Annotated in this window: 22 protein-coding genes and 1 pseudogene; 7 read left to right on the top strand and 16 right to left on the bottom strand. The window is 61.0% G+C overall.

The window, feature by feature from the left end:
• Positions 1 to 239: 239 nt before the first annotated feature.
• The 7 genes and pseudogenes from AC1DQM_RS01420 to AC1DQM_RS01390 all read right to left on the bottom strand — a co-directional run.
• Complete coding sequence (locus tag AC1DQM_RS01420) at positions 240 to 2,321, bottom strand: putative bifunctional diguanylate cyclase/phosphodiesterase (protein ID WP_477745720.1); 2,082 nt, start codon at positions 2,319 to 2,321, stop codon at positions 240 to 242.
• A gap of 284 nt (positions 2,322 to 2,605) precedes the next feature.
• Positions 2,606 to 4,087, bottom strand: a complete 1,482-nt coding sequence (locus AC1DQM_RS01415) for an efflux transporter outer membrane subunit (protein WP_018926137.1) — start codon at positions 4,085 to 4,087, stop codon at positions 2,606 to 2,608.
• On the bottom strand, positions 4,084 to 7,191 hold the full coding sequence (locus tag AC1DQM_RS01410) for an efflux RND transporter permease subunit (protein WP_477745719.1): 3,108 nt from the start codon (positions 7,189 to 7,191) through the stop codon (positions 4,084 to 4,086). Before AC1DQM_RS01410 ends, AC1DQM_RS01415 begins: the two co-directional genes overlap by 4 nt.
• Positions 7,188 to 10,292, bottom strand: a complete 3,105-nt coding sequence (locus AC1DQM_RS01405; protein ID WP_477745718.1) for an MdtB/MuxB family multidrug efflux RND transporter permease subunit — start codon at positions 10,290 to 10,292, stop codon at positions 7,188 to 7,190. The genes AC1DQM_RS01410 and AC1DQM_RS01405 overlap by 4 nt, the downstream gene beginning before the upstream one ends.
• Complete coding sequence (locus tag AC1DQM_RS01400; protein ID WP_477745717.1) at positions 10,289 to 11,605, bottom strand: MdtA/MuxA family multidrug efflux RND transporter periplasmic adaptor subunit; 1,317 nt, start codon at positions 11,603 to 11,605, stop codon at positions 10,289 to 10,291. The genes AC1DQM_RS01405 and AC1DQM_RS01400 overlap by 4 nt, the downstream gene beginning before the upstream one ends.
• A gap of 166 nt (positions 11,606 to 11,771) precedes the next feature.
• Entirely contained in the window at positions 11,772 to 12,272 is a 501-nt protein-coding gene (tpx, locus tag AC1DQM_RS01395) for a thiol peroxidase (protein ID WP_018926141.1), read from the bottom strand.
• Between the two features lie 149 nt (positions 12,273 to 12,421).
• Positions 12,422 to 12,718: pseudogene (locus AC1DQM_RS01390) on the bottom strand (SRPBCC family protein); the annotation flags it as partial.
• Between the two features lie 181 nt (positions 12,719 to 12,899).
• Here AC1DQM_RS01390 and AC1DQM_RS01385 point away from each other — a divergent pair.
• Both AC1DQM_RS01385 and AC1DQM_RS01380 read left to right on the top strand, forming a co-directional pair.
• Positions 12,900 to 13,325: a YciI family protein gene (locus AC1DQM_RS01385; RefSeq protein WP_477745716.1), complete on the top strand. Its 426-nt coding sequence runs from the start codon at positions 12,900 to 12,902 to the stop codon at positions 13,323 to 13,325.
• Positions 13,326 to 13,584: 259 nt separating this feature from the next.
• Entirely contained in the window at positions 13,585 to 13,722 is a 138-nt protein-coding gene (locus AC1DQM_RS01380; RefSeq protein WP_477745715.1) for a hypothetical protein, read from the top strand.
• A 59-nt stretch (positions 13,723 to 13,781) separates the two neighbouring features.
• Here AC1DQM_RS01380 and AC1DQM_RS01375 read toward each other — a convergent pair whose 3' ends face one another.
• The 4 genes from AC1DQM_RS01375 to AC1DQM_RS01360 form a co-directional block, all read right to left on the bottom strand.
• Positions 13,782 to 14,453, bottom strand: coding sequence for a DUF3313 domain-containing protein (locus AC1DQM_RS01375; protein WP_019650018.1), 672 nt, complete (start codon positions 14,451 to 14,453; stop codon positions 13,782 to 13,784).
• Positions 14,454 to 14,573: 120 nt separating this feature from the next.
• Positions 14,574 to 15,542 carry a hypothetical protein gene (locus AC1DQM_RS01370; protein WP_258612123.1) on the bottom strand — a complete coding sequence of 323 codons (969 nt, stop codon included), beginning with the start codon at positions 15,540 to 15,542 and terminating at the stop codon, positions 14,574 to 14,576.
• Positions 15,543 to 15,628: 86 nt separating this feature from the next.
• Entirely contained in the window at positions 15,629 to 16,123 is a 495-nt protein-coding gene (locus AC1DQM_RS01365) for a DUF934 domain-containing protein (RefSeq protein WP_477745714.1), read from the bottom strand.
• Positions 16,120 to 17,793 carry a nitrite/sulfite reductase gene (locus AC1DQM_RS01360; RefSeq protein ID WP_477745713.1) on the bottom strand — a complete coding sequence of 558 codons (1,674 nt, stop codon included), beginning with the start codon at positions 17,791 to 17,793 and terminating at the stop codon, positions 16,120 to 16,122. The genes AC1DQM_RS01365 and AC1DQM_RS01360 overlap by 4 nt, the downstream gene beginning before the upstream one ends.
• Positions 17,794 to 18,221: 428 nt before the next feature.
• On the opposite strand from AC1DQM_RS01360, the gene ccoN reads away from it, so the two are divergent.
• Entirely contained in the window at positions 18,222 to 19,649 is a 1,428-nt protein-coding gene (gene ccoN / locus AC1DQM_RS01355; protein WP_026286424.1) for a cytochrome-c oxidase, cbb3-type subunit I, read from the top strand.
• A gap of 15 nt (positions 19,650 to 19,664) precedes the next feature.
• Positions 19,665 to 19,886, top strand: a complete 222-nt coding sequence (locus tag AC1DQM_RS01350) for a hypothetical protein (protein ID WP_064618182.1) — start codon at positions 19,665 to 19,667, stop codon at positions 19,884 to 19,886.
• Between the two features lie 164 nt (positions 19,887 to 20,050).
• Here the strand turns inward: AC1DQM_RS01350 and AC1DQM_RS01345 are convergent, their stop codons facing one another.
• Both AC1DQM_RS01345 and AC1DQM_RS01340 read right to left on the bottom strand, forming a co-directional pair.
• The gene (locus tag AC1DQM_RS01345; protein ID WP_064618184.1) at positions 20,051 to 20,545 is read right to left on the bottom strand and encodes a hypothetical protein; all 495 of its coding nucleotides are present in this window, start codon (positions 20,543 to 20,545) and stop codon (positions 20,051 to 20,053) included.
• Positions 20,546 to 20,615: 70 nt separating this feature from the next.
• A complete protein-coding gene (locus AC1DQM_RS01340) occupies positions 20,616 to 21,392 on the bottom strand; it encodes a helix-turn-helix domain-containing protein (protein ID WP_477745712.1) in 777 nt (258 codons plus the stop codon).
• A gap of 78 nt (positions 21,393 to 21,470) precedes the next feature.
• Here AC1DQM_RS01340 and AC1DQM_RS01335 point away from each other — a divergent pair, with 78 nt between their 5' ends.
• The gene (locus AC1DQM_RS01335; RefSeq protein ID WP_477745711.1) at positions 21,471 to 22,163 is read left to right on the top strand and encodes an aspartate/glutamate racemase family protein; all 693 of its coding nucleotides are present in this window, start codon (positions 21,471 to 21,473) and stop codon (positions 22,161 to 22,163) included.
• Position 22,164: 1 nt separating this feature from the next.
• On the opposite strand, the gene AC1DQM_RS01330 is transcribed toward AC1DQM_RS01335, so the two are convergent.
• From AC1DQM_RS01330 to AC1DQM_RS01320, 3 genes are all read right to left on the bottom strand, one after another.
• Complete coding sequence (locus AC1DQM_RS01330) at positions 22,165 to 22,683, bottom strand: GNAT family N-acetyltransferase (RefSeq protein ID WP_477745710.1); 519 nt, start codon at positions 22,681 to 22,683, stop codon at positions 22,165 to 22,167.
• Positions 22,684 to 22,905: 222 nt separating this feature from the next.
• Positions 22,906 to 23,892, bottom strand: a complete 987-nt coding sequence (locus AC1DQM_RS01325; protein ID WP_477745709.1) for a LysR substrate-binding domain-containing protein — start codon at positions 23,890 to 23,892, stop codon at positions 22,906 to 22,908.
• A 92-nt stretch (positions 23,893 to 23,984) separates the two neighbouring features.
• Positions 23,985 to 24,425 carry a carboxymuconolactone decarboxylase family protein gene (locus AC1DQM_RS01320; protein WP_018926156.1) on the bottom strand — a complete coding sequence of 147 codons (441 nt, stop codon included), beginning with the start codon at positions 24,423 to 24,425 and terminating at the stop codon, positions 23,985 to 23,987.
• 208 nt (positions 24,426 to 24,633) lie between these two features.
• Between AC1DQM_RS01320 and pdxR the strand changes: the two genes are divergently transcribed.
• Both pdxR and AC1DQM_RS01310 read left to right on the top strand, forming a co-directional pair.
• On the top strand, positions 24,634 to 26,067 hold the full coding sequence (gene pdxR, locus AC1DQM_RS01315) for a MocR-like pyridoxine biosynthesis transcription factor PdxR (protein ID WP_477745708.1): 1,434 nt from the start codon (positions 24,634 to 24,636) through the stop codon (positions 26,065 to 26,067).
• 123 nt (positions 26,068 to 26,190) lie between these two features.
• On the top strand, positions 26,191 to 26,484 hold the full coding sequence (locus tag AC1DQM_RS01310) for a putative quinol monooxygenase (protein ID WP_018926158.1): 294 nt from the start codon (positions 26,191 to 26,193) through the stop codon (positions 26,482 to 26,484).
• The last annotated feature ends 190 nt before the right edge of the window (positions 26,485 to 26,674 follow it).

Below are 26,674 nucleotides of genomic sequence, written 5' to 3'. Positions count from 1 at the left end.
AGTCGGGGCCAAGAATAACCGCCATTGCGCGGTTTTGCATGGACCTGCATCAACCCTGTGATGACAAACCTGTGGCGAGGGAGCTTGCTGTGGTGAGGGGGCTTGCCCCCGTTCGGCTGCGAAGCAGTCGTAAATTCAGGCAACTCGGTGAACATGAAAAATCGAAGAGGGACCGCTTCGCGGTCCAACGGGGGCAAGCCCCCTCACCACAGGCAAGCTCTCCTCACCACAGGGATCAATCAGCCCGTTGCCGATTGCTCCCCGCGGTGTATGTCGACCATGAAGCGATCGGCCGGCAGCGGATGCCCGAGCAGGTAGCCCTGCAACGAGTCGCAGCCCAGCTGGGTCAGGAAGTCTTGCTGGACGCCGGTTTCCACCCCTTCGGCGACGATCCGCAGGCCCAGCGCCTGGCCGAGGGCGACGATGGCCGAGACAATGGCCGCGTCGTCGCTGTCGTGCTCCAGATCGCGGACGAAACCCCGGTCGATCTTCAGTTCATTGGCCGGCAGGCGCTTGAGGTACATCAGGCTCGAATAGCCGGTACCGAAGTCATCGATGGACAGGTCGACGCCCATTTCCGACAGCTCCTGCAACACCGTCATGCTCGCATCGGCGTCGCTCATGGCGGTGGTTTCGGTGATTTCCAGGGTCAGGCTGTTGGCCGGCAGATGATGGGTGGCCAGGGCTCTGGCAACGCTCTGCACCAGCCCCGCGTGGCAGAATTGCAAGGCCGAGAGGTTCACCGCGATACGCCAATCGGTGTAACCGAGCACGTACCACTCGCGCATCTGCCGGCAGGCCTCGTTGAGCACCCACTCGCCAATCGGAATGATCAGCCCGGTCTTCTCTGCAAGGTCAATGAACGTGTCCGGCTGCAGCAGGCCCAGGGTCGGATGCTCCCAGCGCAGCAACGCCTCGGCGCCCACTGGTCGGCCATGACCGGCGTCGAATTTGGGCTGGTAATAAAGTTTGAACTGTTGCTGATCGACGGCACTGCGCAAGTCCTGGAGCAATTGCAGCTGTTTGCGCGCGTTGCTGTTCATCGAGGCGTCGAAGAAGCGATGACCGTTTTTCCCGGCGCCTTTGGCGTGGTACATCGCGGCATCGGCGTTCATCAGCAACTCATCGGCCGTCTGACCGTTGCCCGGATAGAGCGCGATGCCGACACTGGCGGAAATCTGCAAGTCATGTTCGGCGACCCGGAACGAGCGCGCAATCAACCCGACCTGACGCTCCGCCAGGCTCAGCGCATCGTTTGGCTCGTTCAGGCGCACCAGCAACACGAACTCGTCGCCGCCGATCCGCGCCAGGGTGTCCTGGCTACGCAGGTCTTCGCGCAGGCGCAGTGCAACTTCACGCAACAGCTGGTCGCCCATGTGATGGCCGAACGCATCGTTGACCGGTTTGAAGCCGTCCAGATCAATGAACATCAACGCAAAACAGCTGCCCTGCTCCTGCACTTTCGATATGGCCTGATCGATACGGTCGGCCAGCAACATGCGGTTGGGCAAACCGGTCAGGGTGTCGTGCAAGGCCAGTTGAGTGAGTTCACGGTTGGCCACGGTCAGCGAGTGGGCGAGGTCCGCGGTGCGAGCCTCCAGGCGGGCATCGAGGATCGACGTCAGCAAGGCGATGCTCAATATCGCCAAGGTGGTGATCAGCACCAGGCTGTCCAGCCCCTTGCCGTTCAAGCCGCTGACCGCCGCACCACAGAAACTGCCGGCGGCAAAGCGCGCCGCGGCCATGCCGGTGTAGTGCATGCCGACGATGGCAATGCCCATGATGACTGCAGCACCCGCACGGAACAGGCGAACATGCGGCGTGTGCTGGCGCAGGCGGAAAGCGATCCATAACGCCGCGCCCGACGCGCCGACGGCAATCAGCAACGACGCGCCAAACAGAGTCGGGTCGTAATCGATGCCCGGCTGCATGCGCATGGCGGCCATGCCGGTGTAATGCATGGCGCTGATACCCGCGCCCATGATCAGCGCGCCGAACGCCAGTTGCCAGGCCGGTAGCCGTGGCTGACTGACCAGCCAAAGGGCAAAGCCGCAAGACAGCACCGCGATCAACAGCGACAGTGCCGTGAGGGTGGTGTCGTAGCCCAGGTCGATCGGCAATGTGAACGCAAGCATGCCGATGAAATGCATCGACCACACGCCGATGCCCATCGCAAAAGCGCCGCCCGCCGTCCATAAATGCGCCGCTCGGCCCTTGGCCGTGGCGATGCGTCCGGTGAGGTCAAGCGCGGTATAAGAGGCCAGTATCGCCACGCACAGCGATATGAAAACCAGCGTAAGGGAATAACTACCAATGAGCATGGGATTTCTCGCAACAGCCCCCGCCATACTGTGTTTGTTCTCGGGGGAGCAAAGCCGGCGATTGTACTGATTCCGCGGACGAACGCACTCACAAAGTAATCAAAAAGCCATCAAGATGATGAAGCGGTTGTGTGACCCTGTGGCGAGGGGGCTTGTCGGAACGCCGCATCGCCCCGTTCGGCTGCGCAGCAGTCGTAAAATAAGGCGGCTCGGTATATCTGAAGAATGCAGGGGGCCGCTTCGCGCCCCAACGGGGGCAAGCCTCCTCGCCACACAGGGTGCTGCTATTGCTTGTCACTCACCTGAAGCTGCCCGTCCCACCCACCGCCCAGCGCGGCAATCAACTGCACGCTGGCAATCAGCCGGCTCTGCAACAGGCTCAGCGCGTTGCGTTCGTTGTTCAACGCCGTAGCCTGAACCACCACCACATCCAGATAAGCGATCAACCCGGCCTTGTACTGGTTCCGGGTCAAGCGAAGGGACTCGCGTGCCGCATCCAGTGCTTCCTGGCGCACGACGGCTTCGTCTTCCAGCACCTTGAGCTGCACCAGATAGTTTTCCACTTCGCGGAAGCCATCGAGCACGGTCTGGCGGTATTTGGCGACGGTCTCGTCGTAGGCCGCTTCACTGCGGTCGACTTCCGCCGAGCGCTGACCACCGTCGAACAGGGTCATGGCCAGTTGTGGGCCGACCGACCAGAAACGGTTCGGCAAGCTGATCCAGTTGGCGTAAGTGCTACTGCTATAGCCGCCGTTCATGCTCAGGGTCAGGTCCGGGTAGTAGGCCGCCTTCGCCACGCCGATGTTGGCGTTGGCGGCCATCACCGAGCGTTCGGCGGAGGCGATGTCCGGGCGCCGTTCCAGCAGCTGCGAAGGCAAGCTCAGCGGCACCTGGGGAAGCGCCGGGATGTCTGGGGTTTCGGCCAGGCTGAATTCGGCCGGTGGCAGGCCGATCAGCACGGCGATGGCGTTCTCGAACTGCGCGCGCTGCCAGATCAGGTCGACCATCTCCGCCTGGGTGGTTTTGAGCTGAGTGGTGGCCTGGGCCACCGCATCCTTGCCGGAAACTCCGGCGCGGTACTGGTTTTCGGTCATTTTCAGCGAGCGCTGATAGGCCTCGACTGTCGCTTCCAGCAGGCGTTTCTGCTCATCGATCACCCGCAATTGCAGGTAGTTCTGCACCAGCTCCGATTGCTGGCTCAGGCGCATCGCCGCCAGGTCGGCAAAACTCGCCTGGGCGTTGGCCGTGTCGGCTTCCAGGCCTCGACGCAATTTGCCCCAGATATCGGCTTCCCAACTGACCCCGGCCTGTGCCGAGTAAGTGTCACGGATACCGCTGGACGAACTGCTCAGGCTCGAACTGCTGCTGCCGGTGCCCTGGCTGGAGCGGTTCTTGCTGACGGTCAGGTCCACCGTCGGAAAAAACGCCCCACGGGCACTGCGCACCAAGGCCTGGGCCTGACGGTACTGGGCCTCGGACTGGGCAACGGTCTGATTGGCGCTGTTGAGCTTTTCGATCAGGCCGTTGAGCTGCTGATCGCCATACAGCTCCCACCAGGCACCACGCGCCAACGAATCGCTGGGGTTGGCCTGACGCCAGCCGGCCGCCTCTTTGTACTGCGCAGGTGCGGCGGCTTGCGGGCGCTGGTAATCCGGGCCGATGGCGCAGGCGCTGAGCATTGCCACGCACAGCGACAGGCTCAGCAAACGCGAGCCTCGGGCCGTGATCAGCGGTGCAGCCAGGTTGAGAAGCGAACGGTCAGTCATAGCGGAGTTTCCAGAGCAGCATCGGTACGCACCCCACGCCAGCGGTTGAAACGATGGCGCAGTTTGTCGAGATAGAGGTAAACCACCGGGGTGGTGTAAAGGGTCAGCACCTGGCTGAAGACCAGCCCGCCGATGATGGTCAGGCCCAGCGGCTGACGCATTTCCGCCCCTTCGGCGCGGCTCAGCAGCAGCGGCAAGGCACCGAGGATCGCCGCCAGGGTGGTCATCAGAATCGGTCGCAGCCGTTGCAGGCAGGCGCTGCGGATCGATTCCAGCGGCTCCAGGCCTTGGTGCCGTTCCAGTTGCAGCGCCAGGTCGATCATCAGAATGGCGTTTTTCTTCACTACACCAATCAACAGGAACAGCCCCAACAAGGAGATCAGGCTGAACTCACCGCCCAGCACATAGATCGACAGCAGCGCGCCGACCCCGGCCGATGGCAAGGTCGAAAGAATGGTCAGCGGATGAATGTAGCTTTCATACAGCACACCCAGCACCAGATACACCGCGACCAGCGCGCCGAGGATCATCCACGGCTGGCTCTTCTGTGCGGCGGCGAAGGCGTCGGCGGTGCCGGCCATTTTCGCGATCACGTCTTCCGGCAGGCCGAGTTTGGCAATCGCCCGCTCGATGGCCGCCGAGCCCTGCTCCACCGTCACCCCTTCGGCCATGTCGAAGGCGATGCTTTCCGAAGCGAACTGGCCTTCGTGGCTGACCCGATCGTTTTCCAGGCTGCTCTCATAGTGGGCGATGGTCGACAACGGAATTCGCGCGCCGTCGGCAGTGATCACTTTGACCTGGTTCAGGGTGACTGGGTCCTGGGCGTATTTCGGATTGACCTCCATCACCACCTGATACTGGTTGAGGCTGTCGTAGATCGTCGAAATCTGCCGCTGGCTATAGGCGTTGTTCAGCACCGCCGTGACCATGTTCATGTCCACGCCCAGCCGCTTGGCCTGGTCGCGATCGACGATCAGCGTCACTTGCTGGGCGCCACGGCCTTCGCGGGCGTCAATCGCCGTCAGTTCAGGCAGGGCCTTGAAGGCGGCAACGACTTTCGGATACCACTCGCGTAACGCACCGAGATCGCCACTTTGCAGGATGTAGGAGTACTGCGAGGTGGTTTGCTCGCGACCGCCACCGAATTGCAGGTCCTGGTCAGCCATCAGCATCAATTGCGCACCGGGCACCTTGGGCATTTCCTTGCGCAAACGCTCGATGACTTTCTGCGCGGACAGGTTGCGTTCCTTGATCGGCTTGAGCCGCACCAGCATGAACGCGTTATTGGTGCCGTTGTTGCCACCGATGAACCCTGCAACGCTTTGCACCGCGTCGTCCTTGAGCACGGCGCGGCGGAAGGTTTCCATCTTCGGCTGCATCACGCTGAACGACAGGCCATTATCGCCACGCACGAAACCGATCAGCTGGCCGGTGTCTTGCTGGGGAAGAAAGGTTTTAGGAACAACAACATACAGCGCAATGTTTACGCCAATCGTCACGAACAGACTGAGCAAGGTCAGTCGGCGATGACGCAGCACCCAGTCGAGGCTGGTGGCGTATTTGCCGACCATCCAGTCGTTGGCCCGCTGGCTCCAGCGCTGCAGACGGTTTTCCTGCCCCGGCGTATGCGGCTTGAGCCAGCGCGCGCAGAGCATCGGCGTCAGCGTCAGCGACACCAGCAGCGACACCACGATGGCCGCCGCCAGGGTGATGGAAAACTCGCGGAACAGGCTTTCGATGATCCCGCCCATGAACAGGATCGACAGGAACACCGCCACCAGCGAGACGTTCATCGACAGCAGCGTGAAGCCGACTTCCTGCGCCCCGAGGTACGCGGCCTTCATCGGCGGTACGCCCTTGTCGATGTGCCGGGAAATGTTCTCCAGCACCACGATGGCATCGTCCACCACCAGCCCGGTGGCCAGAATCAGCGCCATCAGCGACAGGTTGTTCAGGGAGAAGCCGTAGAGGTACATCACGGCAAACGTGCCCACCAGTGACACCGGCACCGCCAGGGTTGGAATCAGCGAGGCGCGAAAGTTACCGAGGAACAGGAACACCACCAGAATCACCAGCGCCACGGCAATCAACAGGGTCATTTCCGCTTCGTGCAGGGTGGCCTTGATCACCGGCGAACGGTCCATCGCCAGGTTCAGCTTGACGCTGGCCGGCAGCACCGCCTGCAATGCCGGCAACTGCGCCTTGATCTCGTTGACCGTCTCGATGATGTTGGCGCCGGCCTGGCGGTTGATCACCAGCAAGACTGCCGCGTCATCGTTGAAGAACCCGCTGTTGTAGCGGTCCTCGACGCTGTCGCTGACCTTGGCCACATCCTTCAGGCGCAAGGCTGCGCCGTCCGCGTAGTGAATGATCAGCGACTCGTAATCCTTGGCCTTTTCCAGCTGATCGTTGGCCTGGACCTGCCACAGCCGCTGGCCGTCTTCGACCGAGCCCTTGGGCCGGCGCACGTTGGCGTTGGCGATGGTGGTGCGCACATCGTCCAGTGCCACGCCGTACTGGTTGAGCGCCTGGGGTTCGAGCTCGATGCGCACCGCCGGCAACGAACTGCCGCCGATCTGCACTTCACCTACGCCCTGCACCTGGGACAGGCTCTGGGACAGAATGGTCGAGGCCAAATCGTAGAGCTGACCTTTTTCCAACACATCCGAGGTCAGCGACAGCACCATGATCGGCGCTTGCGATGGGTTGACCTTCTTGTAGGTCGGCATGCTGCGCATTCCGCTGGGCAGCAGGTTGCGCGAGGCGTTGATCGCCGCCTGCACTTCCCGCGCCGCGCCGTTGATGTCGCGGTCCAGGTCGAACTGCAGAATCACCCGGGTCGAGCCCTGGCTGGAGCGGCTGCTCATGGTGTTGACCCCGGCGATGGTGCCGAAGGAACGCTCCAGCGGCGTGGCCACGGTTGAGGCCATGACCTCCGGGCTCGCACCAGGCAGACTGGCCTGAACCACGATCACCGGGAAATCCATCTGCGGCAGCGGCGATACCGGCAACAGGCCGAAACTCACGCCGCCCAGCAACATGATCGCCAGGCTCAGCAACATCGTCGCGACCGGGCGCTTGATGAAAGGTCCGGACAGGTTCATGGCTGTTCTACCGGGTCCACGGACTGGGCCTTACGGCCCCAGCGCCGCCCGAGGCGGTCGAAGTACAAGTAGATGACAGGCGTGGTGAACAGCGTCAGCACCTGACTCACCAGCAAGCCACCGACCATCACCAGACCCAGAGGCTGGCGCAACTCCGCGCCAGAACCGGTGGCGAGCATCAGCGGCACCGCGCCGAACAATGCCGCCAGGGTGGTCATCAGAATCGGCCGGAAACGCAACAGCGCCGCCTGATAGATCGCAGCCTGCGGGTCCATGCCCTGATTACGTTCAGCCTCGAGGGCGAAGTCGATCATCATGATCGCGTTCTTTTTCACGATACCGATCAGCAAGATGATGCCGATGATCGCGATCATCCCCAGGTCATTACCGCTCAACAGCAGCGCCAGCAAGGCGCCGACCGCCGCCGAGGGCAAGGTCGAGAGGATGGTGATCGGGTGAATGTAGCTCTCGTAGAGCACGCCGAGCACGATGTACATGGTCACCACCGCCGCCAGAATCAGCAGCAAAGTGCTCGACAGCGACGCCTGGAACGCTTCGGCCGCGCCCTGGAACTGGGTCTGCACGCCAATCGGCATACCGATGTCTTTCTGCACCTGATCGATGATCTGCACCGCATGCCCCAGCGCCACGCCGGGCGCCAGATTGAACGACATCATCACCGCCGGGAACTGGCCGATGTGGGTGATCGCCAGCTGCGCCTGACGCTCCTCGACATGCGCCAGGCTGGACAGGCGCACTTGCCCGCCATCGGTGGTCTTGACGTGAATCTGGTTCAGCGCATCGGGGCCGATCTTCTCGCCGGACTGCGATTGCAGCACCACGCGGTACTGGCTGGCCTGGGTGTAAATGGTGGAAATCTGCCGTTGGCCGAAGGCGTCGTAGAGCGCGTCGGTGATGTTCGACACCGATACGCCAACCCGCGACGCCGCATCGCGGTCGATCACCAGATAAACCTGCAAACCCTTGTCCTGCAAATCACTGGCGACATCGGTCAGTTCCGGGCGTTGCGCCAGGGCTTCGACCAGACGCCCGCTCCACAAGCCAAGCAACTCGGCATCCGGCGACGACATGCTGAACTGGTACTGCGTACGGCTGACCCGATCTTCGATGGTCAGGTCCTGCACCGGCTGCATGAACAGGCGAATGCCGACCAGCTTGTCCAGCTCCGGTTGCAAGCGGGCAATGACTTGGGTGGCGCTCAGGTTGCGGTGGCCGTGGGACTTGAGGTTGATCAGTAACCGGCCGCTGTTGAGCGTCGAGTTATCACCGTCGACGCCAATATAGGACGACAGGCTTTCGACCGCAGGGTCAGCCAGAATCACCTTGGCCAATTCCTGCTGGCGCTCGCTCATCGCCGCGAAGGAAATCGACTGTGGCGCCTCGGAAATCCCCTGGATCACCCCGGTGTCCTGCACCGGGAAGAAACCCTTGGGCACCACCATGTACAGGAACACGGTCAATGCCCACGTGCCGATGGCCACCAGCAAGGTCAGCGGCTGATGCTTGAGCACCCACTGCAACTTGCGCCCGTAGGCGGCGATCATCCAGTCGATGGTCGCGCCACTGGAGCGGTAGAACCAGCCCTGATCTTTTTCCTTGGGCTCACGCTTGAGCAACCGCGCGCACATCATCGGCGTCAGGGTCAGGGACACTACCAGCGAAATCAGGATCGCCACCGCCAACGTGATCGCGAACTCGCGGAACAAGCGCCCCACCACATCGGCCATGAACAGCAACGGAATCAGCACCGCGATCAACGACAGGGTCAGGGAAATCAGGGTGAAGCCGATCTGCTTGGCACCCTTGAGCGCCGCTTGCAGCGGGCTGTCGCCCTCTTCGATGAAGCGGGAAATGTTCTCCAGCATCACGATCGCATCATCCACCACGAAACCGGTGGCGATAGTCAGCGCCATCAGGGTCAGGTTGTTGACCGAAAACCCGGCGAGGTACATCACGCCGAAGGTGCCGATCAACGACAGCGGCACCGCCACCGACGGAATGATCGTGGCACTGGCCCGCCGCAGGAACAGGAACGTGACCATCACCACCAGGGCGATGGCGATCAGCAGTTCGTGTTGCACGTCGGTGACCGAGGCGCGGATGGTTTGTGTGCGATCGGTGAGCACCGTGACGTCGAGGCCGGCCGGCAGGTTGTCGGTGATGCTCGGCAGCAAGGCCTTGATCCGGTCGACTACCTCGATGACATTGGCGCCGGGCTGACGCTGGATGTTCAGCAGCACGGCCTGGTTTTCATTGGCCCATGCCGCCAGGCGTTCGTTCTCGGCGCCATCGACGATTTGTGCCACGTCCTTGAGCCGCAACGGCGCGCCGTTTTTATAGGCCAGAATCAGGTTGGCGTAGTCCTTGGGCGACGTCAGCTGGTCGTTGGCGTCGAGCATCGACACCCGGGTCGGGCCGTCGAAGTTGCCTTTGGGCTGGTTGACGTTGGAGGCACCGATCAAGGTGCGCACGTCCGACAGGTTCAGGCCGTTGGCCGCCAGGGCCTCGGGGTTGACCTTGATCCGCACCGCCTGACGCTGACCGCCGGCAATAGTGACCATGCCGACGCCGCTGATCTGGGCGATTTTCTGTGCCATACGGGTGTCGACCAAGTCATTGAGCTTGGGCAGCAGCATGGTTTTGGAAGTGATGGCCAGGGTCAGCACCGGGGTATCCGCCGGGTTGACCTTGTTGTACACCGGCGGCGCGGGCAGATCCTTGGGCAGCAAATTGGTCGCGGCGTTGATCGCCGCCTGCACCTGCTGCTCGGCGACGTCCATGTTGATGTCGAGGCTGAACCGCAGGGTCAGCACCGAGGCACCACCGGAACTGGTCGAGGCCATCTGGGTCAGGCCGGGCATCTGGCCGAACTGACGCTCCAGCGGCGCAGTCACGGCGCTGGTCATGACATCCGGGCTGGCGCCGGGATAGAGCGTCATGACGCGGATGGTCGGGTAATCGACCTGGGGCAATGCCGACACCGGCAGCAGCCGATAAGCGATTACACCGGCCAGAATAATGGCCAGCATACTCAGGGTCGTGGCGACCGGGCGAAGGATGAACAGCCGCGAGATGTTCATGCGCCGCCCTTTTTCGCCTTGTCGGTGGCCGCCGGCTCGCCTGGGGTCGCCGCCGATTTGCCTTGCAGATGTTCGGTCGGAGTGGTCGGTACATCCTTGCTGTCGTTGACCACCTCCACTTCACTGCCGTCCTTCAGGCGGTCGGTGCCTTCCAGCACCACCCGATCACCGACGGCCAGGCCTTCGGTAATCACGGTGTTTTCCCCGTCACTGGCGCCGACTTTCAACTGACGGATGGCAACCTTCTTGTCGCCGTCCAGCGCATAGACGAATGTGCCATTGGTGCCGAACTGGATCGCCGCCGAGGGTGCAAGCACCACATCTTTAAGGGTATCGGCCAGCAGGTGCACGTTGACGAACTGATTCGGGAACAGCGCTTGATCACGGTTCTCGTAGCGGGCCTTGAATTTCAGGGTGCCGGTGGTGACGTCGATCTGGTTATCGAGGCTCTGCAACACGCCGGTGGCCTGCAATTGGGTGTCGCCACGGTCCCAGGCTTCGGCGGGCAGCTTGGCGCCGGTGCGATAGCGGGTCAGCACGGTGTCCAGGCTGTTTTCCGGCAAGGTAAAGGCCACGCTGATCGGTTGGGTCTGGGTGATGATCACCAGCGCCGTGGTGTCGTTGGCCGCCACAAGGTTGCCGACGTCCAGCTGCCGCAGACCCACACGCCCGGTGATCGGAGCGCGGATCTTGGTGAATTCCAGATTGAGCTTGGCGTCGTTGACCGCCGCCTGATTGGTCTTGACCGTACCCTGATACTGGGCGACCAGCGCTTCGGCGGTGTCCAGGGTTTGCTTGGCGATACTGTCTTCGCGGTACAGGCCACGATAACGCTCGACGTCGACCTGGGCGTTTTTCAATTGCGCCTGATTCTGCAGCAAGGTGCCTTCGGCCTGGAGCAAGGCATTCTGATAAGGACGTGGATCGATCTCGGCCAGCAGGTCACCCGCCTTGACCATCTGCCCTTCTTCGAAATAGACCTTGACCAGTTCGCCACCGACGCGGCTGCGCACATTGATGGTGTTCAGCGCCGTGACCGTGCCCAGCGCCTTGTAATACAGCGGAAAATCGCCTTTGACCACCGGCGCCACGCGCACCGGAACCGGTCCCGTCGCCCCGCCGAATCCCGGACGCATCCCCCCCGACCGGCCGGTATGCCCGGCAACGGCTTTCTGCCCTGCGCCCTCCTTCGGGCTGCTGCCAGCGGGCCAGAACTTCCAGCACAGGCCGACGATGACCAACAGGACAAGCAGGCCGAACAGCCAGCGACGAGGATTGCGGGAAGCGGAGGATTGCATGGAATGATCAACCATTGGGCGCGTGCGCTTTTTTCTACGGGAGGCTGAACGATAAGCACTGGCGGGTATTAAGCAAAGCGCCTTTACCGGCAATTTACCTTTGGCTTACGTAACAGGAAGTTAGGACACAAATGAAAACGGCCTGGACAGGGCCAGGCCGTTAACAATTGTAAAACTTTGCTTACTTCAGAACGGCGAGCGCTGCGTCGTAGTTCGGTTCTTCAGCGATTTCCTTGACCAGTTCGCTGTGCAGGACCTTGTCGTTTTCGTCCAGAACCACGACGGCACGGGCGGTCAGGCCTTTGAGTGGACCATCGGCGATGGCCACGCCGTAGTTTTCCTTGAACTCGGCACCGCGCAGGGTCGACAGGTTCTGTACGTTTTCCAGGCCTTCGGCGCCGCAGAAGCGGGCTTGGGCGAACGGCAGATCAGCCGAGATGCACAGCACCACGGTGTTGGCCACGTCATTGGCCTGGGCATTGAACTTGCGCACGGAGGTGGCGCAGGTCGGGGTGTCGACGCTTGGGAAGATGTTCAACACTTTACGCTTGCCGGCGAAGCTCGCCAGGGTCACGTCGGACAGATTGCCGGCAACCAGGGAAAAGGCTGGCGCCTGGGAACCGGCTTGTGGCAGTTGGCCGTTGACTTGAACCGGGTTGCCTTTAAGAGTGACTTGAGCCATGAACGGAGTCCTTCTGAACGTTGATGTAGAGAATTTTGACGAGGCCGAAGTTAACCACGAAATGAGCCGGGGACCTATGCAAAAACACAAATTGTCATGAGTAGCGGGAGAGGCAAACCTGCAATTCCACAGGGCTGGATGCACGTGCACTACCCGAGCAACCGCAGCATATTGCGGTGCCGCGCCGCGAAAATCCGCCGCATGCAGGCATTCACCAGCAGCCCTTCAGTCAAAGCACCGCCAATCGCCGCATAGGTCACGCGGTCGGTGCACAGCGTACCGCCCTCTCCCGCCGCCACCCGATGCTCATGACGAAAGGCACGCAACGGCCCCTTGAGCATTTCATCGATGAAATGCGTATCGCCGACCTCCCGGATCACCACCGTCCAGTTCGACGGGATCAGGTTGAACATCCAGTGCCTGAAGCGGAACTGGGGGGCACCTTCCGTTGGTCGTTGGATGGGTCTCACAGGAATATTTGATCGCGAGGAGGATGTCGAAAATACATCTGTTCTCTACAACATCGACTAAAACGAAAAGGACAATTTTTGTTTAGGTGCATTGTCGATTCAAGTCACGCCCATTCGACTATGCAATGAATCACTCAACTTCAACGGAGACAAGACCATGCGATTCATGATCATTATAAAAGCCAGCCCCGATTCCGAGGCCGGCGTGATGCCCAGCGAAGAACTGATGACCGCAATGGGCAATTACAACGAGGAACTGGCCAAGGCCGGCATCCTCATCGACTGCGATGGCCTGCAGCCCAGCAGTAAAGGTGCCCGTGTGCGCTTCTCGGGAGATAAACGCACAGTGATCGATGGCCCGTTCGCCGAAACCAAAGAGCTGATCGCCGGCTACTGGCTGTGGCAGGTGAAGTCGAAAGAGGAAGCGATCGAGTGGGTCAAGCGCTGCCCCAACCCGATGCCGGGTACAGAGGCCGAGATCGAGATTCGCCAGGTGTTCGAGGCCGAAGATTTCGGTGCCGAGTTCACCCCGGAACTGCGTGAACAGGAAGAGCGCGTGCGGGCACAGGCGAAGAAGCACTGAAGCACACCTACACGCGACTCAGCATTCAACAGTGATGTTGACTGACAATCCTTCTTCGCGAGCAAGCCCATGCCCACAGGAGATTGTGGTTGGCAAATCAGCCAAGGCTCATTCAATACCTGTGGGAGCGCGGCTTGCCCGCGAATGGACCTTCAATTCAACAAGCAAACCCGTTGACGCGACAACCACCTGCTAGAGTAAAAAAAAGCCTTCATGCAGGCCATACCGAATGTCATCTTCGGAAAATGAGGAAACGTCTATGAAAGGTTTGCTTCGCGTTGCGGGATTCAGCCTGATGGCGCTTTTCGCCAGTTGTGGTGTCGGTGCCCAGACAATGCAAAGTCATGCGACGCCGATTGCGCTCACTGTCATACCGGCCGACATCCCGGGGGAATAGCCAAGGGGATTGATCGTTCCCATGCCTGGGAACGATCTTGCGCGAACAATGAACCCGCGTTACTTGGACTTGAATTTTACAAACGACTGATTCATGTCCGAAGCCCAGCCATCGATCACGTTTTTCACGTCATCGGCTTTCATCACCTGAGCTTCGTTTTCCAGCGGTTTGCCGGTGCCCTTGCGCACCACCTGGGCGATGACTTTGTTGGTGCCGCCATCGAGAAACACCGCTTCGGTGGCCAGATCGGTTTGCTGATCGCGAGCACCGCTGGCGGTGGTGACGGCCGCTGCCACCAGGGCGATCGGGATCACTTCATATGGCTTGAGGCTTTCGGTCTTGCTGCTGACGGCGGTGATCGCCGCACGCACCACGATCACGCCTGGCCCGGGGCCGCTGGCCAGTGGCAGGGATTTACCCAGTTCGCGCTTGAGCGCTTGATCGTAGTAGCTGGTGATGCCGTTCAACGTGGTCTGAGGGATTTTCGCTGTCGGCTGCGGTTTGGGATAGAGCTGAGTCGGCTCGATGTAGGCACTGGTGTATTTGTTGACGTTGAGCTTGGGATCGACCCAGCGCATCACCACGGCGCCCGATGGCGACTTGGCTTCCTTGAGCTGGCTGTAGTCCTTGAGAAAGCCGGAGTACTGGTCTGGCTCGACGACTTTGCTGGCGCAACCCGCCACCCCGAGAGAGGCGATGCACAGTGTGCTCATCATTAACGCAAGCTTCATGCTTTAACTCCTGTCGGAAGGACGGCAACGGTATTGCCTACGAGAGTTACAGGTATAGCTAATGCCCGGCGTTTTTGTATCGAAAATCACAATTTTCAGCTCTCGCCACGGTCGCGATAATCACCACGAAGACCCGCTTTTCGCTGCCAACTCCCGCCGGCTATTGGCCCGCATCGCCTTGATCAACGATACCGTGCCCACCAGGATGATCACCGCGCCGAACAGGAAGTCGATGGTGTACAACTGGAAATCGTTCAACGGCCCCACCAGGAACACCCGGATCGCGCCAATACTCACCAGCGTCGCGAGAAAGTCGATGCCCGGCTCGTCGCGATAGAACACGTGCAGCAGCGGCAGGCACATCACCAGCAACAACAGCAACACAATCACCTTGAACGAGCCCTTGCGCTCGACGCTGAACGCGCATTCGTTGGCGCCGTAGGGCTTGTAGTCCTGCTCGCTGATCAGCGAATTTTTCTCGTTGATGTACTCGACACGGTTGTACTTCTGGATCGGCGTAAAGGTGTTGGACATCTGCATGCTGGTGGTGACGTTTTTGAAACGCAGGTCGACGCGCTCGTTACCCTTGAGGTAGTACAACACCGGTTTGTAACCGTAGCGGTAGGTGTCGAACGGAAAGTCGGTCGCACGCCCCTGGACGTCGATGGGCCGGGACTCAAGTTCGGCGTAGGCACTTTTGTTGACCGAAGACAGGTTACGGCTCAGGGGTTTGATCTTGACCTGTTCCATGAAAATCGGCGCAACGCCGTAGGACCACTGTAGCGGCTCCATGCGCAGCCGCAGTTCGTTGCGGCCCAGGTCGTAGCGATCAAAGGTTCGCTCGGAAACGACAACCGCCCCCGAGAGCATGAACTCGCCGCGAACGTTGTTGGTGATGCGCAGCGACAGTTGATCCTTGCCCTGCCCGCCGCTATCGCTGGCCGGCGGCGTGCCGCACCAGGCGTAGCTGTCGAACGCATCCCCGAGCTGGCCGTTACGGTTCTCTTTGAACACGTAAAAATAACTGCCCCACAGGGCCGCCATCAGCAACAGCGCTATCAACCCTAAAATCTTCTTGCCCGCGCCCAAACCAGACTCCTTTCTTCACCAACTCCTTATGAGACGCGGACTCTATCAAAATGCCATCACTGGCCCAAGCAAAAGATCCCAATGCCCTACCGCCGCCGAAACAACGGCCGCGGCTCGATCACCGAACGCCCATACAACACGCTCATCCCCGCCAGTCCCTTCAGCGCATCTTCGGCAGACTTGTCTTCACGCACGGCAAAGCTGTCGAAACCGCATTGGCGCATGTGGCTGAGTTGATCGCGCAGCACATCGCCAATCGCGCGCAATTCGCCTTGCCATCCGAATCGCGTGCGCAACAGATAGGCCTGGCTGTAGGCACGTCCGTCGCGAAAACTCGGGAAGTCCAGGGCAATCAGCGACAGGTCGGGGAACCACGGAATCAGATTTGTCACTTCGTCGTCAGGACCGAGCCAGACACCTTCGAGCGCGGTTGTGGTGTCGGCGTTAAGGGCCAGCCACTGGGGTAACGGCAGGATCAGCGGCCCGGCCGGCGGTTCACCGGTCGTTTCACGAATCAACTGCCACGGGTCATCGCGCACCCACTCGGCACCGCCCTCTCGCAAACGCAGCAGATTGTTCATGCCGACACCTCCAGCACCTTTGGATAAACCCGTTCCTTGAATGGCTCCAGACCGACGCGCGCCAGGGTATCGACGAACAGTTCTTCGCTCTCGCGGTAGCGCACGAACGTGCCGATGATCCGTTCAATCACATCGGGCACTTCGGCGGCACTGAAGGACGGGCCGATGACCTTGCCCAACGCGCTGTCCTTGCCCTGGGCGCCGCCGAGGGTGATCTGGTACCACTCGCTGCCGTTCTTGTCGACGCCAAGGATGCCGATGTTGCCGATGTGGTGATGGCCGCAGGCGTTCATGCAGCCGGAGATGTTCAGGCTGATGTCGCCCAGGTCATGCAGGTAGTCCAGATCGTCGAAACGTGCCTGAATCGCTTGCGCGATGGGGATCGACTTGGCGTTGGCCAGGGCGCAGAAGTCGCCGCCAGGGCAAGCGATGATGTCAGTCAGCAAGCCGATGTTGGCACTCCCCAGGCCTTGCTCGCAGGCCAGGCACCACAGCGCGTAAAGGTCTGCCTTGGGCACGTCCGGCAGGACGATGTTCTGTTCATGGGCGATGCGAATTTCGCCGAAACCGAACTGCTCGGACCATAGCGCCACCGCTTCCATTTGTTCGGCCGTGACATCCCCCGGCGGCGCGGCGATACCCGGCTTGGTCGACAGCACCACGCTGGCGTAACCCGGCACCTTGTGCGGCTGAACGTTGCGCGCCACCCAACGGGCGAACGCCGAGTGCTCGGCCAGGCGCGTGCCGAAGTCCAGGTCGGTGCCGGCCAGTGAACGGTAATCGGGTGGCACAAAGGCGCTGGCGACACGCTCATACTCGACGTCGGTCAACTGCGCCGGGCCGTCCTTGAGGTGTTGCCACTCCTCCTCCACTTCCTTGGCGAACGCTTCGATCCCCAAGGCCTTGACCAGAATCTTGATCCGCGCCTTGTACTTGTTATCGCGCCGCCCGTGGCGGTTGTAGACCCGCAGCACCGCCTCGACATAAGACAGCAAATGCTGCCACGGCAAGCCTTCGCGAATCTGCAGACCGAGAATCGGCGTACGCCCCAACCCGCCGCCAACGATCACCCGCAAGAGCATTTGCCCGCTGTCGTCGCAATAAAGATAAAGACCGATGTCATGCATCATGATCGCCGCGCGGTCCTGTTTCGCCGAACAGATGGCGATCTTGAACTTGCGCGGCAGGAACAGGAATTCCGGGTTGATGGTCGACCATTGCCGCAGGATCTCCGCCAGCGGACGCGGGTCCATCAGCTCGTCCGCCGCAACGCCGGCGAAGGCTTCGGTGGTGATGTTGCGCACGCAGTTGCCGGAGGTCTGGATCGCGTGCATTTCCACTTGGGCCAGGCGTTCGAGGATGTCCGGGACCTGGGCCAGTTCGATCCAGTTGAACTGCATGTTTTGCCGGGTGGTGAAGTGGCCGTAACCACGATCGTAGTCCCGGGCAATGCTCGCCAGAGTGCGCATTTGCCTGGCGCTCAGGGTGCCGTAAGGAATCGCCACGCGCAGCATGTAGGCGTGTTTTTGCATATACAGGCCATTCTGCAAACGCAGGGGCAGGAACTCTTCTTCGCTCAATTCGCCGGCCATGAAACGTTCGACCTGATCGCGAAACTGCGCAACACGCTCGAACACCAGGGCCCGGTCATAGTCGTCGTACTGATACATGTAGCTGCCACCTCATCAGGAATGTTGCGCAGAACCTGTGGAAGCTCCTGTGGCGAGGGGGCTTGCCCCCGTTTGAGTGCGTAGCACTCACAAGATCTTCGGTGTATCAGAGATTTTGGGGCTGCTTCGCAACCCAACGGGGGCAAGCCCCCTCGCCACAGGCCGCTCCCACAGGAGTTGCGGTGGATCGAACTCTGCGGCTCGTTCTTGGGGTGCAACTATGCGGCAGCAGCGCAGCGTGTTACAGATTCAGCTAAACACTAAAAAACCGTATCAGGACGCGACTGATGGCCGCAGGCGTGCCCCGTATCTGATCCGTATAAATGAAAGTTTCCTGAGACTGTTTTGTTTCCGGCAGGGTTTCTACAGTTCATCGCATGCCAGACCGGGTGGCCTGGCAAGACTTTGCAACCGTGGAAGAACTGACCATGAGCACAGCAACAATCGGACTGGCCTATAACTACAAGGTCGTCCGCCAATTCGTCGTGGCAACCGTGGTATGGGGCGTCGTCGGGATGGCGATGGGGGTATGGATCGCCTCGCAACTGGTATGGCCCGAGATGAACCTCGACCTGCCGTGGACCACCTTCGGCCGCTTGCGCCCGCTGCACACCAGCCTGGTGATTTTCGGCTTTGCCGGCAGTGCGCAATTCGCCGCCAGTTACTACGCCGTGCAGCGCACCTGCCAGGTTCGGCTGTTCTCGGACAAACTCGCTGCATTCACCTTCTGGGGCTGGCAATCGGTGATCGTGGTGATGCTGATCAGCCTGCCGCTGGGCTACACGACCACCAAGGAATACGCCGAGATCGAGTTCTCCGGCGCGGTGTGGATGACGGTGGTCTGGCTCGCCTATGCCATCGTGTTTTTCACCACCGTGGTGCGCCGCAAGACCAAGCATATCTACGTCGGCAACTGGTTCTTCGGCGCGTTCATCGTGGTGATCGCCATGCTGCACGTGGTCAATCACCTGTCGATTCCGGTGGACTGGTTCAAGTCGTATCCGGTGTACTCCGGGGCCACCGACGCCATGGTGCAGTGGTGGTACGGGCACAACGCGGTGGGCTTTTTCCTCACCACCGGGTTCCTCGGCATGATGTATTACTTCGTGCCGAAACAGGTGGGTCGGCCGGTGTATTCCTATCGCTTGTCGATCGTGCACTTCTGGGCGCTGATCACCCTGTACATCTGGGCCGGCCCCCACCACCTGCACTACACCGCACTGCCGGACTGGGCGCAGTCCCTGGGCATGGCGATGTCGCTGATTCTGCTGGCGCCGAGCTGGGGCGGTATGATCAACGGCATGATGACGCTGTCGGGGGCCTGGCATAAGTTGCGTACCGACCCGATCCTGCGCTTCCTCGTGCTGTCCCTGGCCTTCTACGGCATGTCGACTTTCGAAGGGCCGATGATGGCGATCAAGACGGTCAATGCCCTCTCCCACTACACCGACTGGACCATCGGCCACGTGCACGCCGGCGCTCTCGGTTGGGTGGCGATGATCACCTTCGGCGCGATCTATCACATGGTCCCGAAAGTCTTTGGCCGCACGCAAATGCACAGCGTGCCGCTGATCAACCTGCACTTCTGGCTGGCGACCATCGGCACCGTGCTGTACATCGCCTCGATGTGGGTCAACGGCATCACCCAGGGCTTGATGTGGCGTGCGATCAACGACGACGGCACGCTGACCTACTCGTTCGTCGAGGCGTTGCAGGCCAGTCATCCGGGCTTCATCGTGCGGTTTGTCGGCGGGGTGTTCTTCCTCAGCGGCATGCTGCTGATGGCGTATAACGTGTGGCGTACGGTGCGGGTTGCGGATGTGAAGATGGCCGAACTTGAAGCGCAGTATGCCTGAGGCAAGGAGCCTGACATGATCGAAATGGCATTGAATCTATTGGGCGTGCTGGGGCTTTGGCTGGCGATCGAATACTGCTTGAAACAGCAGACGACCGAGAGCCTGGACGATGCCAGCCTGATTCCGTTTGCCGATGACCCCGAGGTGGCGCGGCGGGTGGAATTGGCTACCGGCAAGAGAGTGAAAGCGGTAGCGCCGCAAGAGTTGAAACCTGGCTGGGGCAACCTCGAAATCTGAGGTACACCCAATTCACTGTGGGAGCGGGCTTGTGGCGAGGGGGCTTGCCCCCGTTCGAGTGCGCAGCGCTCGCAGGTTCTGGGTCCGCTGCGCGGCCCAACGGGGGCAAGCCCCCTCGCCACAAAAGCCCGTTCCCACAGGGTTGAGTGTCGATCACATGGACATTAGTTGCGCTCGCGGGGTATCAGGCTCTGCAGTTGCTGCGCCAAAAAGTTTGCATCGAAGGCAAAGGTGTCCGGATCTTTCAGGCCGTTGGTCTTGCGCCATTGCCAGGCGCTGGACGGTGGCAGGCACACCAGCGAAATACTGCCATAGCGCGCCGCGGTCAACCCCATCACGGCAAGGGAAATCTGCCCACCAACGCCCATCACGTCTGGCACAAACTCCACCGGTTTGCCGGCGATAACGACGCTCAGTTTCTCGGTCTTGAACGTCGACGTCTCCACCGGCACACTCGGCCCGGATGCGACATACGCCTCGCGGCTCACTTCCAGCAGGTTCGGCGCCAGGACCGGTGCCAGCCACTGCTGGATCTGATCGAACAACTCCCCGATGCGCGTCGCCCACACGGCCGATTGCGCCTCAAACAGTTGCTTCTTGTGCGCTTCGCTTTCTGCATAGTGGCGAAGCATCTCGCCCAGTTGCTGTACGTCGTCCATTGCGATGTTCCTTTGGTTGAAGCGGTGCTGCGGACTTTGAGCATGGCAGATGCGCGCTGTCGGCGTACGACTAAAAGCGCGAGCGGTACTGGCTGGGGGTCATGGCCAGGTATTTGCGAAAGGCACTGCCCATGTGGGACTGATGGGCGAAGCCGACATCCAGAGCGATGCTGGCCAAGGGCAGAGCCGTGCGCTCGATCAGCCTGCGTGCGGCCTGAAGCCGCACTTCAATGAGGTAGGCGTGAGGCGTCAGGCCAATAGCCTGGGTGAAATCGCGCAGAAAGCGCAGTTCGTTGTGCCCATAGGTGACAGCCAATTGTTCCAGCGTCAGGGGGTGCTGGAACTGCTCGGCGATCTGTTCCATGACTCGGGCAAAGGCCTTGGGCGTGGCACGCTGCGTTGTATCGGTTATCGAACCCGCGACGCCAACCAGCGCCACGGCACATTGCTCAAGCGCCAGCGGGTCGGGCTGCGTGGCGAGCAACTGACGACGAATCTCACGTGCGATGGTCAGCGCACGTCGATTGCCGCAAGACTGCACACGGTGGGCGACACTGGGTAATTGTTCGCTGGCGAACTGTTCGTCCAGCCGCATCAGCAGATACTCGCCACCGCTGGCCGATTCGGAAAACACCTCCACGCCGACCGGCGTGTACGCCAATACGCCCGGCCAGGTATCGAAATCCGTCCGCCGGTCAGAATCGATCGCATGCACGCCCTGCTGACGTTCAAGCGTCACCCCGAGGGTTTGCGACTGCGCCGGATCCCGCACACTGTAAGGCGCACGGGGCAAGAGTTGCAGGCAGAGTCTGCCGCCCAACAGGTTCTCGCTCAGCACACCGGGCATGTGAAATTTCCTGATAGATCGGAACAAGGATCCACTGGACACTCTCTCGCAAGGGTTTGCCATTCACAGGAGCATGACATGCGCACCATCGGCCTTATCGGCGGCATGAGCTGGGAGTCCAGCGCCGAGTATTACCGTCTTATCAACCAGCAGGTACGCGACCGCCTCGGGCCGTTGCGTTCGGCGAAATTGCTAATGTACAGCGTCGACTTCGGCCCTGTCGAACAGGCCCAACATGCCGGGCGCTGGGACGATGCGGCGGCGATTCTGGTGGATGCCGCGCAACGCCTGGAGGCTGGCGGCGCCGACTGCGTGGTGCTGTGTACCAACACCATGCACAAGGTGGCCGGGCAGATTCAGTCTGCGATTGATGTTCCGTTCCTGCACATTGCCGCCCCTGCCGCTCAGGCGGCACTGGACGCCGGTGCGCTGCGGGTAGGCCTGCTCGGTACTGCATTCACCATGGAGCAGGACTTTCTCAAGGCACGTCTGACGGCCAAGGGCCTGACGGTGCTGGTGCCGGAGGCTGAAGAGCGACAGGCGCTGCATCGGATCATCTATGACGAGTTGTGCGTCGGGGTCATCAGCGAGGCGTCGCGCCAGGTCTATCAACGGGTGATCGAAGCGCTGACCGAACGCGGCGCCCAGGCGATCATCCTCGGCTGCACCGAGATCGGCCTGCTGATCAAACCCGAACACAGCGCCCTGCCCTTGTTCGACACCACCGAACTGCATGCGCAGGCGGCGGTGGCGTTTGCGTTGGGCGACTGACTCAACCTTCCTTGGGCGTGCGACGCAAGCGCGCCATGCTCAGGGTATCGACCAGGCGACCGTCACGCACGGCATAGTCGCGGAACAGGCCTTCGGTCTCGAAGCCGAATTTTCGGTACAGGCCGATGGCCGCTTCGTTGTCGGCGTACACCGAGAGTTCGACCCGTTGCAGGTTCATCCAGTTGTCGGCGACATCGAGCGCCGCCGCCAGCAGCTTCGAACCGACACCCTTGCCTTGCCAAGCCACGGCGACACCCATGCCGAAGCTGCCGGCGTGGCTGCGGCGAACTCGCGAAAACTGTTCCAGACCGATGTTGCCGATGACCGTTCCCTGGTGCAGCGCCACCAGTTTCACCGCCCGTTCATTGTCCGCCATCAGGCGTTGGCGCCAGACCTCGGAGGACTGAAACGGCATCTGCAGCACCTGACGGGCCACAGCCGGGTCGTTGTAGAGGGCGGTGACGCCCTCGATGTGGGATTCGTTGAAGCGTTCGAGGGTAATGACGGAGTCGGCGGGCATGAATGTTTCGTCCTTGATGCGTACATGGCCGCTTACTCTATAACGGCGCAAACCCATGTGGCGAGGGGGCTTGCCCCCGTTGGGTTGCGCAGCGGCCCCAAACCATTCGACTCGGTGCATCAGGCAAACCGGGTTCTCAGAATGGAGGCTGCTTCGCAACCCAACGGGGCGGTGCGGCGTTCCGACAAGCCCCCTCGCCACAAAGGTGTTCTTGCCAGAAGCTCAGTCGAGCTGCTCAAACCACTCCCGCCGCTCGTTGAAGGTATTGCGGATCAGCTCGACAACTCCCTGCACCTCGGCCTCATTTCGGGAGTCGGCATTGACCGCCATCCACACCTGGCGCTGCATCGGTTGGTTGAACAGCCCGGGCAACGCCAGCAGCCCTCGATCGAATCGGCTCATATAATGCGGCAACAAACCGATGCAAGCGCTGCAACGGATCATCTCCAGCATCAACTCATAGGAATGCAACTGCACCACCCCCGCCAGGCGCTGCTCCACCAGACGGTTCCACGGCCCAAAGGTCTCGACCTGGCGGTCGTGCTGCCATTGCACCAGCATGAAGTCGACCAGGTCACCCAGGCTGTCCGGGCGGGCCGCGACCCGTGAATAGCGCTTGGCGATGTGCGGCAGATAGTCCAGCCGCGCAAGCCGCTGGGGCTCGCTGACAGCAAAACTGGGGCTTGGCAATGGCGAATCGGTGCCCGCCAGCCACACCACCACATCGGCGCTGATCGCCCGCAGGGACAACTCGCTGTCGAGGGAAATGATGTCCAGGCGCACACTGGCGTTGCGCCGCAGCAGCGAGACCAGGTCGCGACCGAGGATGTCGTGCAGGATCGACTCGGCCACGGCCAGGCGAATCAAGGGCTGTTCAATCACCGGCAAGTCGCGTTCACGGGCCAAGGCCATCAACTGCGCCTGAAGCTGCAACCCGTCACGACTGAGGGCAAAGCCATTGCCCGAATGGCAGAACAACGAGCGCTGCAGTTGTGTTTCAAGTTGCGCCAATTGTTTACGCAACTGGGTCGACTTGATATTGAGACTGCGGGCCGCCTGCATGAAACAGCCACAGCGGGCGCTGACCCTGAAAGACTGCAGCAACACCGGATCGATTCCGGCTATCCGTGAGTGTAAGGCGTTACTGTGTTCTACGGGCGAATGGTACTCGGCCACGCCCTGACGCCCGGCGGATTCCATGAATGACATTGATGACTCCCTGTCGATCTGTCCTTGAGCGTTTCATCCTGCTGATCGTTCATGAACCTGATGTGACAAGCGGGCAAAAACCAAACCGATAATCAACCGCCGGGGGTTTGCCGAAAACTCACCGCCAGGCGATTCCAGCTGTTGATGGCGCTGATGGCCATCGTCAGGTCGACCAATTCCCCTTCACCGAACTGCTCCCGGGCCAGTGCATAAACATCGTCCGGCACATGGCTTTGCGCGAGCAGGGTCACCGCTTCGGTCCAGGCCAGGGCCGCCCGCTCCCGAGGGCTGAAAAAGCCGCTGTCGCGCCAGACCACGATTGCATACAGCCGCCGATCGGTCTCGCCGATACGACGTGCGTCCACCGAGTGCATGTCAGTGCAGAAGGCGCAGCCATTGAGCTGCGAGGCGCGGATCTTGATCAGGTTCAGCAACGCCGGTTCGATGCTCAGATCACGGGTCAAGGCCTCCATGGCGATCATGGCTTTCATCGCCTTGGGCGATGCGCTGTAGTAATCCAGGCGAACGGTCATGGCGGCGGCCTCGTGGCGCGAATCGGTATCTCCACGTTAGGCGCTGATGCACGAGCGTTACAGAGCCAATTCAGCGAAAAAGCCATGGACCGCCCGACAGAAGACCAATCGCCGGTTTTTCACCCACACAACTTCTGTGCAGTCACTCATGCAGGTAATCTGACGCGACGCACAGTCGCCTCACAATCGCCCCAGGAGCCCCGCCGGTATGGAACTTCACGTTGTCATCAACGGCCGCAAGGATCTGGCAGGCCAGCTGTACCGGCAACTGCGCAGCGCCATCGAATCCGGGCGCCTGGCAGCCGGCACGCAGCTGCCGCCCAGCCGTTTGCTGGCCGAACAACTGGGGATTTCGCGCAAGACCATTTCCGACACGTATGCGCAACTGACCTACGAAAACTTCCTCACCGGGGTGATCGGCAAAGGCACCTACGTCAATGCCCGGGCGGCAAAAGTCGTCCGTAAACAGAGCCATTCGGAATTGGCCAGCTTCGATGTCATCGAGAGCTGGCGCAAGTTGCCGACGTTCTTGCGCCACCCGACGCTGGAAGGCTCGCTGCGCTACGACTTTATCGGTGGTGCAACCAGCAAGGGCCAATTTCCGCAGGACGACTGGCGCCGTTGTACCTCCCATGCCTTGCGCCAGATCGCCGGCTCCAAGGGTTTCTACAGCCAGCCCGAAGGCCTGCCGGCGTTGCGCAATGCAATCGCACAGCACATCGCATTTTCCCGCGGGGTCAATTGTCGGGACGAAGACGTTGTGGTGTGCAATGGCGCGCAGCAAGCGCTGGACCTGATTTCCCGGGTGTTGACCCAACCGGGCAGCCTCGTGGCCATGGAGGACCCCGGTTACCCTCCGGCGCGCCTGTTGTTCGGGACTCATGGCGCAACGGTGGTCGGCGTGCCGGTCGATGCTCAAGGCATCCAGGTCGAGCACATTCCCGACGGCACGCGGCTGATTTATGTCACCCCCTCGCACCAGTTCCCCTTGGGCATGCCCATGAGCCACGAGCGTCGGCTGGCGCTGCTGGAGCGGGCCCACGAACTGGGGGCGATCATCATCGAGGACGATTACGACAGCGAGTTCCGCTATGAAGGACGGCCCACCGACTCGCTGCAAAGCCTGGATGAACGCGGCATCGTCGCCTACGTCGGCACCTTCTCGAAGACCCTGTTGCCGGAGTTGCGGCTGGGGTATGCGATTTTGCCGCCGGCGATTCTCGAAGCGGTGATCAGCGCCAAGCAACTCACCGACCGGCACACCTCCACCCTGCCCCAATGGGCGCTGGCCAAGTTCATCGCCGAAGGCTGTCTGCTCAAGCACATCCGGCGTTGCCACACGATTTACGCCGGGCGCCGCGAACGGATCCTGGCGCGGATGGCGAGCGACCTTTCGCCATGGTTCGAAGCGGTGCCGACCACGGCCGGGTTTCACATGGCGGTACTGTGCAAGGTGCCGGTCGATATTCCATTGGTGATCGAACTCGCGAAAAAAGTCGAAGTGGGGCTCTATACCCTGGACGACTTTTTTTACCAGCAAACGCCACGGGCCGGGCTTTTCCTGGGATTCGGGGCGATCGAAACCCTGGACATCGACATCGCCCTGGACCGTTTGCGGGACATTTTGCAGCAGGTTGGTTGACGGATTGGTCTGCGGTTTTATCCGGTGATTGGCTATTGGCGGCCCAAGGGGGCAGGCCTATCCTGCATGGGCGTTATCCCTCAATGAGCAGGATTCGTCCGGCCTGATTCAGGAGTGTGAGTAATGTCCAACCAAGTGTTCAACACCGTAAAGATACGAGCTGCCGCCGGTCGCTCGGACGAACTGGGCAAACAACTGCAAAAGATTGTCGACACCCTGCGCGAACTTCCGGGCTGTGACGGCTATATGGTCGACCGCTGCCCCGAGGACGACACCCGCTGGACGGTCAGCGCCCGCTGGCAATCGGAAGCGGCCATGCAAGCGCATTTCAATCGCCCCGAAGTGCAAGGCTTTATCGGCCTGATCGACAGCCGACTGGCCAATGCCGTCGACTTCAACAGCTTTCCTATCGTCTAAAACAAGATCAAAAGATCGCAGCCCCGTAGCAGCTGTCGAGCCTGCGAGGCTGCGTTCGGCTGCGAAGCAGTCGTGAGTCCAGCTGACGCGATCTGTCTGACGCACCGCGAGTTCTGATTTGACGACTGCTTCGCAGCCGAACGCAGCCTCGCAGGCTCGACAGCTGCTACAGGGAACGTAACATCAGTGA

The organism is Pseudomonas sp. 01L34, from assembly GCF_056400265.1.
This window is presented reverse-complemented; position numbering and strand designations above follow the sequence as displayed.

Excerpts from the sequence above, each read along its gene's own strand:
- AC1DQM_RS01360 (WP_477745713.1), bottom strand. The coding sequence starts at position 17,793 with ATGTATCAGTACGACGACTATGACCGGGCCCTGGTGTTCGAGCGTGTT.
- AC1DQM_RS01375 (WP_019650018.1), bottom strand. The coding sequence starts at position 14,453 with ATGAAGCTTGCGTTAATGATGAGCACACTGTGCATCGCCTCTCTCGGG.
- AC1DQM_RS01415 (WP_018926137.1), bottom strand. The coding sequence starts at position 4,087 with ATGACTGACCGTTCGCTTCTCAACCTGGCTGCACCGCTGATCACGGCC.
- tpx (WP_018926141.1), bottom strand. The coding sequence starts at position 12,272 with ATGGCTCAAGTCACTCTTAAAGGCAACCCGGTTCAAGTCAACGGCCAA.
- AC1DQM_RS01335 (WP_477745711.1), top strand. The coding sequence starts at position 21,471 with ATGCGCACCATCGGCCTTATCGGCGGCATGAGCTGGGAGTCCAGCGCC.
- AC1DQM_RS01345 (WP_064618184.1), bottom strand. The coding sequence starts at position 20,545 with ATGGACGACGTACAGCAACTGGGCGAGATGCTTCGCCACTATGCAGAA.
- ccoN (WP_026286424.1), top strand. The coding sequence starts at position 18,222 with ATGAGCACAGCAACAATCGGACTGGCCTATAACTACAAGGTCGTCCGC.
- AC1DQM_RS01385 (WP_477745716.1), top strand. The coding sequence starts at position 12,900 with ATGCGATTCATGATCATTATAAAAGCCAGCCCCGATTCCGAGGCCGGC.
- AC1DQM_RS01400 (WP_477745717.1), bottom strand. The coding sequence starts at position 11,605 with ATGGTTGATCATTCCATGCAATCCTCCGCTTCCCGCAATCCTCGTCGC.
- AC1DQM_RS01420 (WP_477745720.1), bottom strand. The coding sequence starts at position 2,321 with ATGCTCATTGGTAGTTATTCCCTTACGCTGGTTTTCATATCGCTGTGC.
- AC1DQM_RS01365 (WP_477745714.1), bottom strand. The coding sequence starts at position 16,123 with ATGAACAATCTGCTGCGTTTGCGAGAGGGCGGTGCCGAGTGGGTGCGC.
- pdxR (WP_477745708.1), top strand. The coding sequence starts at position 24,634 with ATGGAACTTCACGTTGTCATCAACGGCCGCAAGGATCTGGCAGGCCAG.
- AC1DQM_RS01340 (WP_477745712.1), bottom strand. The coding sequence starts at position 21,392 with ATGCCCGGTGTGCTGAGCGAGAACCTGTTGGGCGGCAGACTCTGCCTG.
- AC1DQM_RS01380 (WP_477745715.1), top strand. The coding sequence starts at position 13,585 with ATGAAAGGTTTGCTTCGCGTTGCGGGATTCAGCCTGATGGCGCTTTTC.
- AC1DQM_RS01405 (WP_477745718.1), bottom strand. The coding sequence starts at position 10,292 with ATGAACATCTCGCGGCTGTTCATCCTTCGCCCGGTCGCCACGACCCTG.
- AC1DQM_RS01320 (WP_018926156.1), bottom strand. The coding sequence starts at position 24,425 with ATGACCGTTCGCCTGGATTACTACAGCGCATCGCCCAAGGCGATGAAA.
- AC1DQM_RS01410 (WP_477745719.1), bottom strand. The coding sequence starts at position 7,191 with ATGAACCTGTCCGGACCTTTCATCAAGCGCCCGGTCGCGACGATGTTG.
- AC1DQM_RS01330 (WP_477745710.1), bottom strand. The coding sequence starts at position 22,683 with ATGCCCGCCGACTCCGTCATTACCCTCGAACGCTTCAACGAATCCCAC.
- AC1DQM_RS01310 (WP_018926158.1), top strand. The coding sequence starts at position 26,191 with ATGTCCAACCAAGTGTTCAACACCGTAAAGATACGAGCTGCCGCCGGT.
- AC1DQM_RS01325 (WP_477745709.1), bottom strand. The coding sequence starts at position 23,892 with ATGTCATTCATGGAATCCGCCGGGCGTCAGGGCGTGGCCGAGTACCAT.
- AC1DQM_RS01350 (WP_064618182.1), top strand. The coding sequence starts at position 19,665 with ATGATCGAAATGGCATTGAATCTATTGGGCGTGCTGGGGCTTTGGCTG.